The sequence below is a fragment of the Sphingobacterium spiritivorum genome, from assembly GCF_016724845.1.
Lineage (GTDB): Bacteria > Bacteroidota > Bacteroidia > Sphingobacteriales > Sphingobacteriaceae > Sphingobacterium > Sphingobacterium spiritivorum_A.
In genome coordinates this window covers 4308799-4325924 of record NZ_CP068082.1, presented here as the reverse complement: position 1 = coordinate 4325924, position 17126 = coordinate 4308799, and the positions used below count along the sequence as shown (strand labels likewise).

Genomic DNA, 17126 nt, shown 5'->3' with positions numbered 1-17126 from the left:
ATTGACATCAGAATAAGAATATCTGCTATTAAATAGAAAATGCTGTCATACAGAACCAAATGCCTGAGGGCAGCAAGGTTTCAGTATGACAGCATCATTTTTGGAGACTACCTTTCTTTGATTGGTTATAATACGCTCTGTTAGAATTTTTCTTTTTGTCCGTTTAATAGTCCGCGATAAAATATACCTTTTTCATACAGCAGTATTTCTCCGTTCTTACCGTTTTTTATACTTGAATCGACGCCAAATATCCTGTTATCGTACAGATTTACAATAGTCGGATGCGAAGTATGACCGACAATTATATGGTCTTTTTTCAATCCGTGCAGGATAAAATCCAGCGTCTGTGCATTAAAAGTAGAATCGGTAAAATATCCTCTGTACCACAGCGGACCTTTAGAACGTGTCAGAAACTCCAGTTCTTTATTTTGTCTGTATACGGTTTTAGACCTTGTAAAGATACTATCTGCAAACAGCTTATTTGTACGGGCTGCTGTCAGCCCTTTCTCTACAAATTCCGGAGAGATCCCTCCATGTGTAAAGAGTATATTATTAATACCAATGATTACCGGCTTTTGCTTCAGCCATCTGCCAAAAAAGCTATCTTTACTAAAAAACTGATCATATCCCATTCCAAAAAGAGAGGCTACATCTTTATACTTCTGATTGATATAGCGGAGATCGTTATCGAATACCATGAGTTCATGATTGCCGATCACATAATGCACACGACCACCTTTTGACAAAGCCTGTTTTTCCAGCTTCACTAACAACCACAGACTTTCAGTGACTTTATCTCCTCTATCCATAATATCTCCTACAATCACGAGATGACCGTCTCCATAGGTCCAGTTTCCTTTTTTGTCTATAATATGATGTTGCTGCAGTAAACGAACGAATAAATCATGCTGGCCGTGCAAATCACTGATAGCCGCAAAATGTTCAATATCGTTATATTGTTCTAAAAAAGCAGATTCTTCACGAGTGGCCCTCTCCTTTTGCTGTAACGCTTCCTTGAGATCTATATCGAGTTTTTGAGAGAACAGTTTTACCTGCTTATCAAAGTCTTTTTTGTCAGAGGAACTGACATGATGGTATACACCATTATCCACCCATTTGATAGTGGTTGTATTATTTTCAAAAAACAGATGTGGTTCTTCCCGGAGTCCGGCATTTTTTTCCTGACTGTAGCCAATTAATGCTGTACAGGCAAGGGCTAATGTCAGTATATTTCTTCTTATCCTTTTGCTTAACATAGTATCTTCTATTAAAAACGCCCTCTTTGAATAATAAAGAGGGCGTTGATCGTTTAAAGGTAATTATTTATTTACGAATAGTAAGTCCCAAAGTGCTGTAATTTGCACTTACCTTAAGCTGGTCATTTGATTCCAGATCAAAGACCAGACTGACAGCTGCAGTATTGGTCAGCTCGGGGATTTCCACTTCAAAATATCCGAAAGCACTATTTGCAGGGATAACAAGTTCGCTGCCTTTCGGAAGTCTGTAATGCTGATCCGCTTTTGCTGTACTTTCCGGTCTGATCCGGATCTTTACTGTCTGATCAGTATCCTTTAATCCGCCAATTAAGTTGACCTGATATTTCTGAACACCTGCTTTATTTCGCAGTTCCTTCAGGATAGGATAAGATAGTCCGGGACTATTGGTATTCATTACCGCATCCTGAAACTCAATCCTGAAATCAGGAAGGTAAAAATCTTCTTCATGATCTTTAAAGCATGAGGTGAACAATACACTGATCAACACTGCCAATAAACCTATATATGTTTTCATGTTTTTATATTTAATAATTAGTAGCCAGGATTCTGAATAAGATTAGGGTTGATCTCAATTTCGCGTATAGGAAGTCTCCCCAGTATTCTGAAATCATTAAACATTACATTTCCGGCATCTTTGATGATGTCTTTTCCGCGTCTTTTAATATCAAAGAATCGATGTCCCTCAAAAGCCAGCTCCAGTCGTCTTTGCAGAATAATCTCCTCCATTAATGCTGTGCCTGACAAAGATACTTCAGCAAGATTTGCACGGGTACGTATCCGATTGAGAGCGGTTCTTGCATCACTGTCCTTACCCAGATTAGCCAGAGCTTCAGCTTTATTCAACAGCACTTCTGCATAGCGGATTACAGGTACATTGTCCAGATTAGCCACACCGTTTTTGCTGGCAAATTTGGTCATTTCATTACGGGTGGCATTTGCACCCAATCCTTTCATTATCAAACCTCTTCTTGTGTCATTTGCACTATACTGCGCATACAGATCATCACTGACCACCACATTTCCGAAAGAAGCGGTAGCATTAGATGTCACAGTCGTCCTTGTCATAAAAGTGGCTCGCAGGGATTCATTGCTGCCCAGGTTATCTGCTGTAGTAAAGGCAACCTCAAAGAATGACTCCGGATGTTTTTCACTGCGCCATGAGCTGATCAACTGTGCATTAGCCGGAAATGTCGCTACTCCGCTGGCCATCGCTTTATCAGCTTCGGCAACAGCTTTCTCATAATCGCCCTTGTACAAGGCTACACGACTGAAAAGTGCAGCTACTGCTCCACGTGACGCAAAAGCAGGAGCTTTACTGTTATTGCTTTCTGCAATCAGCGTAGCAGCCTCTGTCAGGTCCTGATACACTTGCTTATACCCTTCTTCAATCGTATTACGCGAAGCAAACTCTATCTGATCTACCTCCAGTACTCCTTTCAGCACTATCGGCACTCCTCCTCTATCGGATGCAGCTACAATAGCTGTAGGATCATATGCATATACGCGTAAAAGATTGTGATATAATAACGCTCTGAGAAACAGGTTCTGCCCCTTGATATTATTTTTGAAATTTGCTTCCAGATCTATATTTTCCAAAGCTTCCAGAATCAGATTAATCTGATTGACAGCATAATAGGACTGCTGCCAGTTAGTAATATGTGCACCTATTTCATTATTCGATTCTTTGATCAATCTGTTTCCTGCTCCTGTATTGATGGCGTTGTCAGCCAGCAATTCGGGTATAGCGATCAGATCACGTCCGTAAAGACTGACTTGCCGCAATTTGGCATATACTCCATTTGTGGCTGCAGTAATGGCTTCCGGGCTTGTGAGTGCTGTAGAAGCATCTATGGACTGGCGGGGATCCACTTCCAGCATCTTCTCACATGAAGTCGCCCACATTGAAGTGGCCAAAAGTATTATATATGTTATTTTTTTCATTTTCATTTTAGATTAAAACCCGATCTGTACTCCCAATGTATATGCGCGTGTCTGTGGTATAGCTCCCTGAGAAGAACTAAAATCTTCTGTATCGATGATCAATTCCGGATCATATCCTGTCCATTTGGTCCATGTCGCCAGGTTTTCTCCCTGTGCATATACCTTTACATCTGACAACTTCAGACGGCTGGTCCAGGATTTAGGTAACTGATAAGACAGAGACACATTTTTAAGACGTATAAAAGACGCATCCTCCAGATAGCGGCTGCTGGTTGACACCTGTGACATACCATTTGTCTCTGCATTTCCGTCATAAGGGCGTGGTACTGTAGTCAATTGACCAGGTGTAGTCCATCTGTTATTAAAGATCCATTCCAGTGTATTCCTGTAGTCCCCACCGTTGGCATACCATTTCGAATTCATACCGCTGTTGCTCAACTCACGGCCATAGTCGTAATGGAAAAACACATTGAGGGACAAACCTTTATATTGAAATGTATTGGTGAAGCCTCCATAAAAATCACTTAACTGATTGCCAAATATTTTGTAATCATTCGGTGCCGAGGGCTGATACGTAATTTCACCATTAGCATCATACCACATTGGTCTTCCTGTTGCAGAGTTAACACCTGCATACTGATATGTCACATTGGTACCCAATGCATAACCTACACGTACAGACTGATTACCCGGCAATACTTTATCATCACCCAGTAAGCGGAGTACTCGGTTGCGCAGGAAAGAGATGTTGAAGTTAGTAGACCAGGAGAAATCATCTGACTGAATATTTCGTGTACGGATCTCCAGCTCTATACCTTCATTCTTAAGTTTTCCGACATTACTGGTTACATTTGAGAATCCGCTCAGGTAAGGAAGAGGCTTATCTAACAGTAAGTCTTTGCTCAACCTTCTGAATACCTCCACAGAACCCTGTATCCTGTTATTGAAAAATGCATAGTCTACCCCAATATTAGTAGTCACATTACGTTCCCATTTCAGCAAGGCATTTTCTATTCCCGAAGGATAAATACCCGGCTCCTGATTGTAGTTGGATGAACTTGAACTACCGTACAAGGCACGGGAATCAAAATTGCCGATAGCATCATTACCGGTTTCACCGTAACCTACTCTCAGTTTCAACTGATTGATCCACTCCTGATCTTTCAGGAAGGATTCTTCTGACATATTCCATCCGGCAGAGATGGCAGGAAACCATCCGAATTTATTGTTTTTACCAAATCGGGATGAGCCGTCATAACGCAGAACTGCACTTAACAGATATTTTTTCTGAAAATCGTAGTTAACCTGTCCGAATACACCGGCTCTTTTGAAACCAGTCCAGCTTCCGGTACCTGCTGTGATAATGGCTGCAGACTGTAAGGATCTGAACTGATAAGTAGTAAAACCCGTTCCTGTCACTGAAGAGATTTCTCTGTTGTCATACCTGTACTCTGCTCCTAATAAAGCAGAAAGATTATGGTCTTCAGCAAACGTTGTTTTATAGTTTAAGGTCTGGTTTGTAAGAAAGTTGCTATTCTGTCTTTTACCTATGGTCAGGGATCCCTGAGAAGCGGCCCCACTTCGGGTACGGGGATCGACATAACGTTCATCATCTATAATACGATAGTCTATACCATAGAATGATTTGAAGCTTAATTTACTGTTGATCTGATAAGTTGCAGAAAAATTAGATACCAACGCTTTTGTACGGCTTTGCAATGTACCTACTACACTTTCCTGTATAGGATTACGATTAGAGGAACCCGGAAAGCCATCGATCGGTGCATTGTAACTTCCATCTGCATTGTAAACCGGAATAAAGGGCAGAATCATAGGCGCACTGTACTGCGGTGCAGCATACGCTCCTGTCGAACCGTTACTTCCGGAAGTACCGTTTTGGGTAATAGTACTCAGATTAATATTAGTGGCAAGTGATAATTTGTCCGTTAACTTATGTGTTAGCCCTAATTTAGCAGTTGCACGCTCAAAGTCTATAGAGACTACATTTCCATCCGTCTTATTGTAAGATCCGGAAAGGAAAAAAGTTGTTTTATCATTTCCTCCGCTGATAGAAAGGTCTGCATTATTGGTGTGACCGGTTCTGAAAGCGGCTTCCTGCCAGTTGTAGGTAGGTAATGCTGCAATTTCTTCGTCTGTCATATCCGCAGGAAATCCCATGCCTGTAAGGATATCGGCTCTGTTTCGTTCAGGTGTACGTGTCGGGTAACGATTGTTACGGGATTCTAATCTGGATTGAAAAAACTGCTGTGTATTCAGCATTTTCATCTCCGGCATCGGACTGGTAATACCGTTATAATAATTGAGGTTTACTTTGGTCTTTCCGGCTTTTCCCGCTTTTGTGGTAACCAGTACAACCCCGTTTGCAGCCTGGGCTCCGTATATAGATGCTGCAGCTCCGTCTTTAAGTACTTCTATAGACTCTATATCATTATTATTCAGAAAAGCCAGAGGATTACTCGCTGTCTGTCCCGAAGAAGTAGAAGTATTAAGTTGAACTCCGTCAACAATGATCAGAGGCTCATTTCCGGCTGTAATAGATCCTGTACCGCGGATATTAATCCTTACAGGTCCTCCTGGTACGCCGTTGGCTGCCATCACATTGACCCCCGAAACCTGCCCTTGCATAGCCCGGTCAAAGGACTGTACAGGGACATTTTCAATAGATTCTTTTTTAATAGAGGACATTGCTCCGGTAATGGATCTCTTCTCCTGAGTGGTGTAACCTGTGACGACTACAGCATCCAACTCATTGACCTGCTCTTCCAGTGTCACCTCTATACCCGTGACGTCCTTTACTGTTATCTCACGTGAGATATATCCCACAAACGAAATAATCAGGATATCTCCGGTTGCAGCGCTTATTGTAAAATGCCCGTTAGCGTCGGTCGATGTAGCTGCATCCCTGCCTTTGGCACGAATACTTACTCCCGGAGCATACTGTGTTCCGCTTTCACCTTTAAGACGCACTCTTCCGCTGATATTTTGCTGCAATCCGGTGTTTATTCCGGAAGTCGGATCGTTGGTTTTGGCGCTGATGACAATATTTTCACCTTGTAGTTTATAGGAAATAGGTTGTCCTTCAAAACAAGCTTCAAGCGCGTCTTTTACACTTACATTACTCAGGTTTACAGTCACGGGTCTGGATTTTTCCAGAAGACGTTTTGAATAAATAAAATTATAGGATGTCTGCTTCCGGATAGATTCGAAAACCTCCCTGATAGAGGCGTTTCTCGTATGGAGGTTAACCTTCTGCGCATAACTCACTGAAGAATAAGCACTCACAATACAAGAAAGCAGAAAAATAAAAATAAGATTAATACGCATAAAGGCCTTCTTATAGTTCTTTATTTTCATAAATTTGGTATAGGGTTATAAGTAATAATAATTGTTCAATACAAAGCGAATAACCTGACAATTATCTACAGGGCATTGTTGCGAGCAATGCTCTGTATCTTTTAATTATCGGTCTATGGGTAAATATCTAAGCCATTACGATAATCCTCCTTCCTTCTATTCTGAATTTAACTTTTCCGGTCAATTCCAATAACTTAAGTACATTGGCAGGATTCTCATATTTAGAGACTACTCCGGAGAAGAGCTCTTCTGTAATCTTCCCCTCGTATATGATGTCTACATCATACCAGCGGGCTACTTTATTCATAATTTCCTGAATGGATTCTTCCTCAAATCTGAAGCTCTTATTTTTCCATTCATCCATATTTGACACATCTACTTCGTACACCTGAATATTCTTCGCATCTTTGGAAACCAGCGCCTGTTGACCAGGTCGTAAGATATCCGAACTATATGCCGTATTGATCCTGATTTTACCATTTACTAAAGTGGTTCGGCTTGTACGGTCCTGAGGGTAGGCTGCAACATTAAAAGAAGTCCCCAAAACCTCGATAGTCTGCAATGACATCTTTACCTGAAAAGGAATCTTTTCGTTTATATTGTTTTGTGCATGTGTTACTTCAAAGAAAGCCTCTCCGGATAATCGCACCTCCCGTTTATCAGATTCAAACTGAACCGGGTATTCCAGTTCGGACTCCGCTCCTAACCAGACCCTTGTTCCGTCAGAAAGCCTGACTTTGTACTGCCCGCCTCTTGGTGTCACAATACGATTGGTAAGATGTACATCTGTACTTGCGGAAGACGAACTGTAGGAGATCTCGCCATCCGCAGATTTTACAATCCGTAAACCATTAATATCCAGCGATTCGCCATTCTTCAACTCTTCTAATGCTATATGCTTACCGTTGGCTAATTGTAATATGGCTATATCTTTTCCGGGAGAAATATCTCTGCCGGCTCTTGTGAGTTGATCTTCCTGCTGAACAGGTTGTGAACTGATTGTGAAGTACAGGGCTATTGTAGTACAGAATACAAACAATATAGCTGCAGCCCAGTAAAGCGAAGGAGTATTTTTAATAAAAGATTTGCGAAGCGCAGGCTTAAGATGCTGATGTGTATGTTTAAATTGGGATAAAGACTGAGAATCTGCAAAATATTGCAGTTTATTTAAACTTTCATCCCGGTTTTTCGAATCTGCGAGTCGTTCAGCAAAGAGCCGGTTTGATTCTTCTTTACTGATCCATTCCTCCAGTTCACGAAGCTCCTCCTGATTGAGAATACCTTTTCTCTCACCGGTTAGTAAATATATTATTCTATACTGATTTTCCATCTTCACTGTTAATACGACGCACTTCTCCTATCGTACTACTCCCGTATGAAAAAAAATTACAATTTGAACAGAAAAAGGAAAAACAGATACTTGTCCGGATGATTGATAAATAGTTTTCTCAATATTTTAAGGCCCTTTGACTTTTGATTCTTAACTGTCTGTACGCTGATATTAAGTTGCTCTGCTATTTTTTCATTTTTCACCCCATCAAGATAACTCAGCTTAATAATTTTACTGCACTGGACCGGAAGATTATTAATTTCACGATAGATTTCGGCCATATATTCCACGTATACGACCTCTAATTGTAATTCTTTTTCAGAAAGTTGGTATAAATAACTAAATTCTGCATCTCTTTCTTTGGCCCTTCCACTGGTTTTTATAAAATCCAGACAGGCATTTCTGGCAGATAAATACAAAAAAGATTGGGCGTGATTAGCGTTATTGAGTACAATTTCACTCGTCCATAGTTTAGCAAATAAACTATTTACGATATCCACAGCCTGATCATCGACAAATTTAGAAGCAAAGTAGCACAAAGGAGCAAAATAAGTCATATATATATAATCAAAATCCGACTCCACTCCGGTGTTTAAGGGATATTCAACAAGAACTGAAGGTTTATGCTGCACACTCATTTATTTGTATCGCTAGTCTATTCATAGTCAGGTAACCCCAATAACATGGGAAGCCTTAGAAGTTAGTAAGGTCTAAAAATACGATTTACAATTCATTATCCCTATAAGAAGGTCTACTTTAGACCGGTTAAAATCTATTAGTATCCCTAACAGATTATCCGGGAAGAAATTCCGGTCTATTCAACAGGGTTTGATCTTTATCAGATAAACATACCATTTTAAGGGTGTCACAGCACTTTATATAGACTATCCGAATTTACCTTTAATATAGTTTTTCGTAATCTCATGTGCCGGATCATTGAATAACTGGTCTGTAGCCCCCTCTTCCTTTACTTCACCCAGGTACATAAATACTGTCTTATCTGCTACACGCTGAGCCTGTTGCATATTATGTGTCACAATGACGATCGTATACTCTTCTTTCAGTTTCAGTATCAATTCCTCTATCTTCAGTGTACTCACCGGATCTAACGCAGAACAAGGTTCATCCATCAGAATAACTTCAGGCCGGAGCGCTACTGTACGGGCTATGCACAGACGCTGTTGCTGTCCGCCGGACAGTCTGGCGGCAGGTTTTTTCAGATCATCCTTCACCTCATCCCATAAATACGCTTCTTCTAACGTGCGTTGTATTACTGATTTATCGTAAGGCAGATTATTGATTTTGAGACCATAAGCAATATTCTCATAGATGCTTTTCGGAAATGGATTTGCCTTTTGAAAAACCATACCGATACGCTTCCTGACTTCTGTAACGGGTATATTCCTGCTGTAAATATCCTGTCCGTCCAGCAATAGTTTTCCTTCAATACGGGCATCAGGAGATAAATCGTGCATTCTGTTGAAACTACGAAGCAATGTACTCTTTCCACAACCCGAAGGGCCTATCAGAGCAGTAACTTTATTGGCAGGAAAATCTACATTAATATTCTTAAGAATCTGTTTATTACCAAAGCTTAAGTTGAGATTGTTAGCTGCAAGTTTATTAATCATTTTTTCTGTATTTATATCGGATATAGAATGCGGTAAGATTCATCAGGAAAACTACTACAACCAGTATCAAAGCCGTACCATAAGCAATGGGTCTGACTTCTTCGATAGCCTGATGCTGTGTAGACAACATGTATAAATGGTAAGGTAAAGCCATGAATTCCTGATTCATGTACCCGTTCGTTCCGTTGATGTAAAAAGCGGCTCCTGTAAACAGTATAGGTGCAGTCTCTCCTGCAGCACGGGACAGTGTAAGAACAACTCCTGTAAGTATTCCGGGCATAGCTGAAGGGAGTACAACATCTTTTATACATTCAAACTGAGTTGCTCCTACTCCCAGAGCACCTTCCCTTGTACTTTGCGGTATCCGCATCAAGGCTTCCTCTGTAGTAGTAATAATATAAGGCAACGACAGCAATCCCAGTGTAAGTCCTGCAGCCATCAGAGAAGTTCCCATATTCAAGGCCTGTACAAATAAAGCAAGCCCGAATAAACCATAAATAATGGAAGGAACGCCTGAAAGATTACGGATAGCTGCTCGTATAAGACGTGTCAACATATTGTCCTGTGCATATTCATTCAGATATATAGCACAGCAGATACCAAAAGGAATGGCAAATAAGGCTGTTATAAGCGTTAACAACACCGTTCCTATAATCGGCGATAAGATACCGCCCTTAGTCATTGCTTCCTTAGGCAGTGTACTTATAAAATCCCAGGATATTACACTCGCGCCTTTAGACGCAATTTCCCAAAGGATAATGACCAGAAAAAGACAGACCAGAAGGGTACTTCCGAGCAGTGTCCCCCACTCGATAATGGGTGTTAGCCTTTTTAATTTAAACCCCATGATATTTTCTAAATCGGTTAATAAAAAATTCGCCAACCAGATTGGCAATCATCGTCATAAAAAACAAAACTGTAGCAATAGCAAAAAGTCCAAAATAATGAGTCGTCTGATAAGGAACCTCTCCCATTTCAATGGCTATGGTTGCTGTAATCGTTTTCATTGAATCAAAGAATCCTGTCGGAAATGAAGATGCATTTCCTGTTGCCATCAGTACAGTCATCGTCTCGCCGATGGCTCGTCCCACTCCCAGCATTACAGCAGCAATAATTCCGGGTGCTGCCGCCGGAATCGTGATTTTCAATAATGTCTGCCATTTATTTGCACCCATGGCATAGCTTGCCTCTTTATACGTCTTTGGAATGGCATGTATAGCGTCTTCTGACACCGTAATAATAGTTGGTAATGCCATTATAGCCAGCAGGATAGCTCCGTTCAGTGCATTTAAACCGTTAGAGAGTCCCGCTAGTGAGGCGATTTCCGGACCTAATACCACAATACCGAGAAAACCTATAACTACTGATGGAATAGCGGCCAGCATTTCGATGGTAGGCTTTAAAATATTTTTCACCCGCTCACTGGCATATTCTGAAATAAAGGCTGCCGTACAGATACCCAACGGAATGGCTATCGCCATAGCACCGAAAGAGACAAGCGATGTACTGACGATAAGCGGCAGGATTCCATAAGCAGGATCATGAGCTGTAGGATTCCACTCTATACCCGTTATAAAATCAAGAGGTTTGACATCTGCGAAAAAGGCAAATGCATTATAAATCAACATGAAGAAAATCCCGCCTAAAAGCGCTAAAACCAAGAAACCTGTAGATTTGAAGATGATCTTAAACAAATGATCTATTAATAGTCTTTTCTTAAATCTCATATGTTGACGTTATTCAATAATGTAATATCCGGATGAACGGATGATAGCCTGTCCATCCCCGCTTTTTTCGAAATCAATGAAGGGTTTCACCTTTTCCCACGATTCTTCCAGAACAAACTGGTACAACGGACGCTGAAAGTAATATTGACGGGTATTGATTGCTTCTTTGTCCAGTGGTGAAACCGCTGCTTCATGTCGTGTTTTTTTTATTTTAAGGATCTTTACAGGTTGTTCGGTATCGCTCTCCTGAGAAATATATCCGGCCCCTACGTACCCTATTCCTGAGCGGTCTACTTTAATTCCTTCTATGATCTGTGCATTACCCGTCATTTCTTTAGCATTCGGACTAAATGAAATTTTGAGTTTCTTTTTGATAAAGGAATAGGTTCCGGAACTACTTTGTCTGCCGTAAATATTGATGGGCAGGTTTTCACCGGTGAGTTCTTTCCAGTTTTTCATCTCACCACTCATAATCTTAGCCAGTGTCGCTAGGTCTATCTCATCAACAGGACAATCTCGATGTACTACAAATGCTGTAGCATCCTCAGCAAATGTCAGCGTTCGCAATACGATCTTCCTGGATCGGAACAATTCTTCCTCCTCCTCTGTCAGCGGACGGGAGGAATTGGCGATATCGGCCTGTCTGTTCATTAATGAAGCTATACCCAGACCGGATCCTCCTCCGGAAATAGCAATATGGAAGTCTTTATCTTTTTCTGAATAGCGCTCCGCTAATATGACAGCCAGATTTACTTCCGTATCGGACCCTTTCATTTTGATGGTCTTGTCTCTGTTTTGACAAGAAGCAAAAATAGCCACTGAAAAAATCCAAACGATTAATTTTAATTTCATCTGTAGCCAAAGTTAATTATCCAGTATATCCCCAATGTTAATAAAACTTGAATTTAACATGAATAAAGAATTAGTTTTCATTGACTTAAAAAGCCACAGATACGGCTGATGGATATTAAAGACTCTTGAATACTCTTTCAATACTTATATTTGCCTGTATATATCAATCTCAGGAATTTGACAATGGAACAGCATTCACCCAATTTTCAGTTTGACAACAGTACAGAATGGGAAGATCTCGGACAAGGTGTCCGCCGTAAAGTCTTTGGCTACAACGATGAACTGATGCTTGTCAAAGTTAAGTTTGATAAAGGTGCTACAGGTACTTTGCACAGACATCCGCATGTGCAGACTTCTTTTGTAAGCGAAGGTTCATTTAAATACAGTATTGACGGTGAGGAAAAGATCTTGAATAAGGGGGATGCTTGTCTGGTACCATCCAATGCACTGCACGGATGCGAATGTCTGGAGGCGGGTGAACTCATTGACTCATTTGCTCCTTACCGGGAGGATTTTTTATAATATAGGAGTTCTTGATCTAAATAGCAGGCATCACTTATTTTTTGTGCTTATACAGCAAACTTTATTCATTTCTGAAAAACAAAAAAGTGAAACGGATTGTTAGTACCACATATTTGACTAATTATCTGACCACAAGTCTCATTCGAAAATAACATAAAACAAAAGGGAAAATTATTTCCTCTGAATAGGATTATGGCATCCTTTTTGGATAGAAGGAACAGAATTACAACTTTTTGCAGCAAGATACGCTGCAGATAGAATAAAATATTTTTTACAAAAAATACTTTAATATGAAAAGTACAATAGTAATGAGCATAATCGCTTTCTCCATGAGTTTGAGTAGCTGTGGAGTTTTCCAGAAAGGTGGCAAAAAAATGGACAAAACAGAAACATCATCATCTGAAGAAATTACCGGAAAGAAATGGAAACTGATTGAATTAAACGGCAAGCCTGTCGCTGATAAAGTCAATGGAAAAGAACCTTTCCTGGAATTAGATGCCAGTGAAAAACGTTACAGTGCAAGTGGAGGATGTAATGGTATCGGTGGTAATTTTACGTTATCAGCAAATAACCGAATTACCTTTGCTCAAGGTATGTCCACGATGATGGCATGTCCTGATATGACGATTGAACAGGGATTGTCCCGTGTATTTACAACCGTAGATAATTATACGGTAAAAGACGGCATTCTTTCTTTAAATAAAGCACGCATGGCACCCTTAGCGAAATTCCAGGAAGTAAAAGAAGGAAGTTCTTCCAAAGAACAGACGCTGAACGGAACCTGGGAGCTGGATTATATTTCAGGGCCCCGCATTGCATTTGACGGTCTGTATCCAAATAAAAAACCGACTATCACATTTGATACAGCGAACAAAAAAGCAAATGGTAACAGCAGTTGCAACAACTACAATACCAGCATTAAAATAGAAGGAGGAAACCTTCACTTCGGCCCTGTTGCATCAACTAAGATGGCTTGTCAGGGAAGTGGTGAGTCTGTGTATTTTAAAACATTAGAAACCATTACCAACTACGATATTCAGGATAATACCCTGCATCTTATTATGGGAGACATTGCAGTAATGCGCTTTCATAAAAAGTAAATACTAAGACAAAATTCATAAAAAAGAGGCTGTCCAAAAAGTTTGGACAGCCTCTTTTCATTCCAATCCAATTGCCTCTCCTTTTTAAAGAGAACCTGTTCCGACTTATGGGAAGGATCATGGAGAGGTTTTGAACTTGTAACATCAACCTCTCTGCCCTTCGGACATCTCTCCTTTAAAAGGAGAGAATTGTAATAACAACAAGGATACAGAAGTAACTGTCTCTCTCTCTGACTTTGTCCTTTTCTAGCCTTAGAAACTTTATCAACCTCTCTACCCTTCAGGCATCTCTGATTTAAAAGAAGAGGTGAGTTATAATAACACGTTTACAAGAGTCGTTGTCTCTATGTGAATTTATCCCTTTCTAACCTATTAAACTTTATCAACCCTATCAACTTCTTTCCAAACTTTTCAAGATAAATCAGCATCTCTCCTATTCATCACAAAAATGTCATAGTCCTTTTTACATCGTATTTTATTTAGATTATTTCTAAATAAATGGCAATTATGCTTATATTTGCCGAAATATCAACCAACATGTGCAACAACAGGCACTCACTATTAACTTACATCCTGATTCATCAGCCCATATGAAAAAACTATTACTTTTTTCTACGCTGCTGTCTTTCAATAGCCTGTTTGTCCTGCCACTAGAAGCTCAACAAGCTGCAGGACAACAACAAAAAAGGACACAGACCAGTAACCAACAAGACCTCAGGGGCTATGTTGGACAATTTAAAAACCGGAGCCCATTGCCCGGTGCTACTGTACAGATTCTCGAACTCGGTTTATTCACCAAGACCGATGCTTCCGGAAATTTCAGTTTCTCTAAAATACCTAATGGTAAATACACCATTCAGGTTCAGTTTTTAGGTATGCTCGAAGAAGAGGAACAGATTGCACTACCCTCTGGTCCGCTTCAGTTTTTACTAAAAGAAAACAGCATTACCCTTAAGGATGTTGTTGTCATCGCCAAGGAACAACGTAAAGATGGGGCCACATCTACCGTTATTTCCCGTAAGGCGATCGAGCATATGCAGGCGACACATCTGGGTGAAGTACTCCAGCTCCTGCCAGGAGCTGTGGTAACCAATCCTGATTTTACAAATGTCAACAAAACCAGTATACGCCAGTATACAGGTGACCGGGCTTATTCGGGACAGAATACAAGCTCTTTGGGAACTTCGGTAATTATCAACGGCGCACCGCTGTCTAACAATGCCAATTTACAGGCCATGAACACCGTTACATCAGGTGTATTGGCGGCTTTCTCGACTTCCAGCGGAATGGGGACCGACATGCGTCAGCTTTCTGCAGATAACATTGAATCTGTGGAAGTCATCCGGGGCATACCTTCAGTAGAATATGGTGATCTGACCTCCGGAGCTGTACTGGTCACCACCAAAGCAGGGAAAGAACCGTTACAGGTAAAAGCCCGTATCAATCCAAAACTCACTCAATTCTGGGCAGGACAAGGTTTTAATCTGGGAGAACGCAGTGGGAATCTCTTTGTCGATCTGGACTTTACAAAAGCCTATGATAAGCAGATCACCGCATACTCTGCTTATGAACGTATGAAAGGAACGGCTCAATACAGCAATACCTTCGGACAAGACAGACCGCTGTATACAAACACCACTTTTTCTTTTGGCACCAATCTGGATGACACGAAAGTAGATCCGGATTATCAGGCAGAACAGGTCATCAATAAAGCACAAAACTACAATTACGAATTCGCAACTAATGGTAAATGGAAACTGGATCAGCGTTTTGCAAGAAACATTAACTATACACTTTCAGCCAACTATGCCTTTCAGAAAGGTTATCAACAAAGATTACAGACTTTGAGTGTCTCGGCAGTAAGTCAGGCTACCGAAGACATTACACAAGAGGTAAGTTATCTGCCTTCTACTTTTCTCAATCAGTTGTGGATAGAAGGAAAGCCTTTTAATATTTTTGCCAGGTTGTCGGATGACTTCTATTTCAAGACAGGATCCGGTACACACCGTATCCTATTAGGGGGAGATTATCGTCTGGATGCAAATTATGGAGCAGGAAGAACTGTTGATCCTAACAACCCTTACCGCTCCTCTGATCCTTTCGGTTTCAGACCCCGGGCTTTCAAAGATATTCCTGCTCTTCATCAAATGGGATTATACATGGAAGACCGTTTTTCTATGCAGATTGCAGATCGCAATCTCCATATTCAGGCGGGTCTGCGTTGGGATCAGGTACAACCCTTTACCAACAACACTTTATCGGCTTTGTCGCCGCGAATCAACGCTTCTTTCGAAATTATTAAAAATCTGACCTTAAGGGGAGGCTATGGTATTACCGCAAAATCACCAACTCTGCTTTATCTATACCCGGATCGGGCATATTATGACGCTTTCAGTCTCAACTATTATAAGGAAAATCCTGCTGAAGCTCTTGCTCTTGTCACGACCCGCGTTTTTGATACCGCTAATCCGGATTTGAAAATGACAAAAACCAGCAAGAAAGAAATCGGGCTGGACTTTTTCAGCGGTAAAAGACGTTTTTCTGTAAACGGATATTATGAGCAGACAAAAAACGGATATGAGATGAATACCAATCTGAATAGTGTTCAGTTTGTTGGCATACCTATCTATACGGTACAATCTGCTCCTGCAGGAAGCAAACCGATCCTGAGTCCTGATGTAACCACTTCTACATTTGTAGCGACATACAATTCTCCAAGCAACAGCAATGACATTCTGAATAAAGGTATAGAGTTTGATTTTGACTTCGGAAGATTTGATAACATCCGTACTTCTTTTGTACTGAACGGAGCCTATCTTTCTACAAAATCAATGAGCAATACTCCTTATATTCTGTTGCAGAATGTAGCCAGTCAATCCCCTACCCGTATAGGTGTATTTGAAGCCAGAGGAATGGAACAGCAGCGTTTCGTAACGACATTAAGGGCTGTCCACAATATTCCTGAACTGCGTTTTATTATTTCAGCCTCAGCACAGACCATCTGGAAGGATCAACATAAATTTGTCAACTATTCCAGCATTCCTACAGGTTACATACCCGTTGGACAAGCCGGCAGTACTCCACAGATCATCAACTTTACTGAAGCAGAACGCAATGCTATTACTGAAGCGGACAGAGATATCTATCTCAGCCTGAATGACGGATATTATAAAAGTGAAAGCTGGAAACCACTTTGGTTATTTAATGTCAAACTGACTAAAGAGTTTGCTAATAATATGGGCTTTTCTTTCTACGCGAACAATGTATTTAATCACAGGCCTTTGGAAGCAAGCTCCCGTTATCCGCAGGAATACAGTAAACGTAATATCCCAATGTTTTACGGAACTGAAATTTCTATCAAATTCTAACCG

Annotated in this window: 13 protein-coding genes; 3 read left to right on the top strand and 10 right to left on the bottom strand. The window is 40.7% G+C overall.

The genetic code is table 11. From position 1 onward, the window contains the following. Positions 1-140: 140 nt before the first annotated feature. The 10 genes from I6J03_RS18340 to I6J03_RS18295 form a co-directional block, all read right to left on the bottom strand. The gene (locus I6J03_RS18340; protein WP_003003115.1) at positions 141-1256 is read right to left on the bottom strand and encodes a metallophosphoesterase family protein; all 1116 of its coding nucleotides are present in this window, start codon (positions 1254-1256) and stop codon (positions 141-143) included. Between the two features lie 67 nt (positions 1257-1323). Then, positions 1324-1791, bottom strand: coding sequence for a DUF4843 domain-containing protein (locus I6J03_RS18335; protein WP_003003117.1), 468 nt, complete (start codon positions 1789-1791; stop codon positions 1324-1326). Between the two features lie 17 nt (positions 1792-1808). Further along, positions 1809-3218, bottom strand: a complete 1410-nt coding sequence (locus tag I6J03_RS18330; RefSeq protein ID WP_232279603.1) for a RagB/SusD family nutrient uptake outer membrane protein — start codon at positions 3216-3218, stop codon at positions 1809-1811. A gap of 12 nt (positions 3219-3230) precedes the next feature. After that, positions 3231-6593, bottom strand: coding sequence for a TonB-dependent receptor (locus tag I6J03_RS18325; protein ID WP_003003124.1), 3363 nt, complete (start codon positions 6591-6593; stop codon positions 3231-3233). A 127-nt stretch (positions 6594-6720) separates the two neighbouring features. Then, on the bottom strand, positions 6721-7923 hold the full coding sequence (locus I6J03_RS18320) for a FecR family protein (RefSeq protein ID WP_003003126.1): 1203 nt from the start codon (positions 7921-7923) through the stop codon (positions 6721-6723). Between the two features lie 56 nt (positions 7924-7979). Continuing rightward, the gene (locus tag I6J03_RS18315) at positions 7980-8561 is read right to left on the bottom strand and encodes a sigma-70 family RNA polymerase sigma factor (RefSeq protein ID WP_003003129.1); all 582 of its coding nucleotides are present in this window, start codon (positions 8559-8561) and stop codon (positions 7980-7982) included. Between the two features lie 246 nt (positions 8562-8807). After that, positions 8808-9554 carry a phosphate ABC transporter ATP-binding protein PstB gene (gene pstB / locus I6J03_RS18310; protein WP_003003132.1) on the bottom strand — a complete coding sequence of 249 codons (747 nt, stop codon included), beginning with the start codon at positions 9552-9554 and terminating at the stop codon, positions 8808-8810. Beyond that, positions 9547-10401, bottom strand: coding sequence for a phosphate ABC transporter permease PstA (gene pstA / locus I6J03_RS18305; RefSeq protein WP_003003135.1), 855 nt, complete (start codon positions 10399-10401; stop codon positions 9547-9549). The genes pstB and pstA overlap by 8 nt, the downstream gene beginning before the upstream one ends. Continuing rightward, positions 10391-11281, bottom strand: a complete 891-nt coding sequence (gene pstC, locus I6J03_RS18300; protein WP_003003138.1) for a phosphate ABC transporter permease subunit PstC — start codon at positions 11279-11281, stop codon at positions 10391-10393. The genes pstA and pstC overlap by 11 nt, the downstream gene beginning before the upstream one ends. A gap of 9 nt (positions 11282-11290) precedes the next feature. Then, positions 11291-12133, bottom strand: coding sequence for a substrate-binding domain-containing protein (locus tag I6J03_RS18295; RefSeq protein WP_003003140.1), 843 nt, complete (start codon positions 12131-12133; stop codon positions 11291-11293). 183 nt (positions 12134-12316) lie between these two features. Between I6J03_RS18295 and I6J03_RS18290 the strand changes: the two genes are divergently transcribed. The 3 genes from I6J03_RS18290 (at position 12317) to I6J03_RS18280 (ending at position 17123) form a co-directional block, all read left to right on the top strand. Next, positions 12317-12655, top strand: coding sequence for a cupin domain-containing protein (locus I6J03_RS18290; RefSeq protein WP_003003146.1), 339 nt, complete (start codon positions 12317-12319; stop codon positions 12653-12655). 290 nt (positions 12656-12945) lie between these two features. Next, positions 12946-13755 (top strand): META domain-containing protein, encoded by an 810-nt coding sequence (locus I6J03_RS18285; protein WP_003003150.1) that lies wholly within the window; start codon positions 12946-12948, stop codon positions 13753-13755. A gap of 590 nt (positions 13756-14345) precedes the next feature. Then, entirely contained in the window at positions 14346-17123 is a 2778-nt protein-coding gene (locus I6J03_RS18280) for a TonB-dependent receptor (RefSeq protein WP_003003153.1), read from the top strand. The last annotated feature ends 3 nt before the right edge of the window (positions 17124-17126 follow it).

What these genes read in the sequence shown, in the direction of transcription:
- I6J03_RS18340 (WP_003003115.1), bottom strand. Translation starts at nt 1,256, where the DNA reads ATGTTAAGCAAAAGGATAAGAAGAAATATACTGACATTAGCCCTTGCC.
- I6J03_RS18335 (WP_003003117.1), bottom strand. Translation starts at nt 1,791, where the DNA reads ATGAAAACATATATAGGTTTATTGGCAGTGTTGATCAGTGTATTGTTC.
- I6J03_RS18330 (WP_232279603.1), bottom strand. Translation starts at nt 3,218, where the DNA reads ATGAAAAAAATAACATATATAATACTTTTGGCCACTTCAATGTGGGCG.
- I6J03_RS18325 (WP_003003124.1), bottom strand. Translation starts at nt 6,593, where the DNA reads ATGAAAATAAAGAACTATAAGAAGGCCTTTATGCGTATTAATCTTATT.
- I6J03_RS18320 (WP_003003126.1), bottom strand. Translation starts at nt 7,923, where the DNA reads ATGGAAAATCAGTATAGAATAATATATTTACTAACCGGTGAGAGAAAA.
- I6J03_RS18315 (WP_003003129.1), bottom strand. Translation starts at nt 8,561, where the DNA reads ATGAGTGTGCAGCATAAACCTTCAGTTCTTGTTGAATATCCCTTAAAC.
- pstB (WP_003003132.1), bottom strand. Translation starts at nt 9,554, where the DNA reads ATGATTAATAAACTTGCAGCTAACAATCTCAACTTAAGCTTTGGTAAT.
- pstA (WP_003003135.1), bottom strand. Translation starts at nt 10,401, where the DNA reads ATGGGGTTTAAATTAAAAAGGCTAACACCCATTATCGAGTGGGGGACA.
- pstC (WP_003003138.1), bottom strand. Translation starts at nt 11,281, where the DNA reads ATGAGATTTAAGAAAAGACTATTAATAGATCATTTGTTTAAGATCATC.
- I6J03_RS18295 (WP_003003140.1), bottom strand. Translation starts at nt 12,133, where the DNA reads ATGAAATTAAAATTAATCGTTTGGATTTTTTCAGTGGCTATTTTTGCT.
- I6J03_RS18290 (WP_003003146.1), top strand. Translation starts at nt 12,317, where the DNA reads ATGGAACAGCATTCACCCAATTTTCAGTTTGACAACAGTACAGAATGG.
- I6J03_RS18285 (WP_003003150.1), top strand. Translation starts at nt 12,946, where the DNA reads ATGAAAAGTACAATAGTAATGAGCATAATCGCTTTCTCCATGAGTTTG.
- I6J03_RS18280 (WP_003003153.1), top strand. Translation starts at nt 14,346, where the DNA reads ATGAAAAAACTATTACTTTTTTCTACGCTGCTGTCTTTCAATAGCCTG.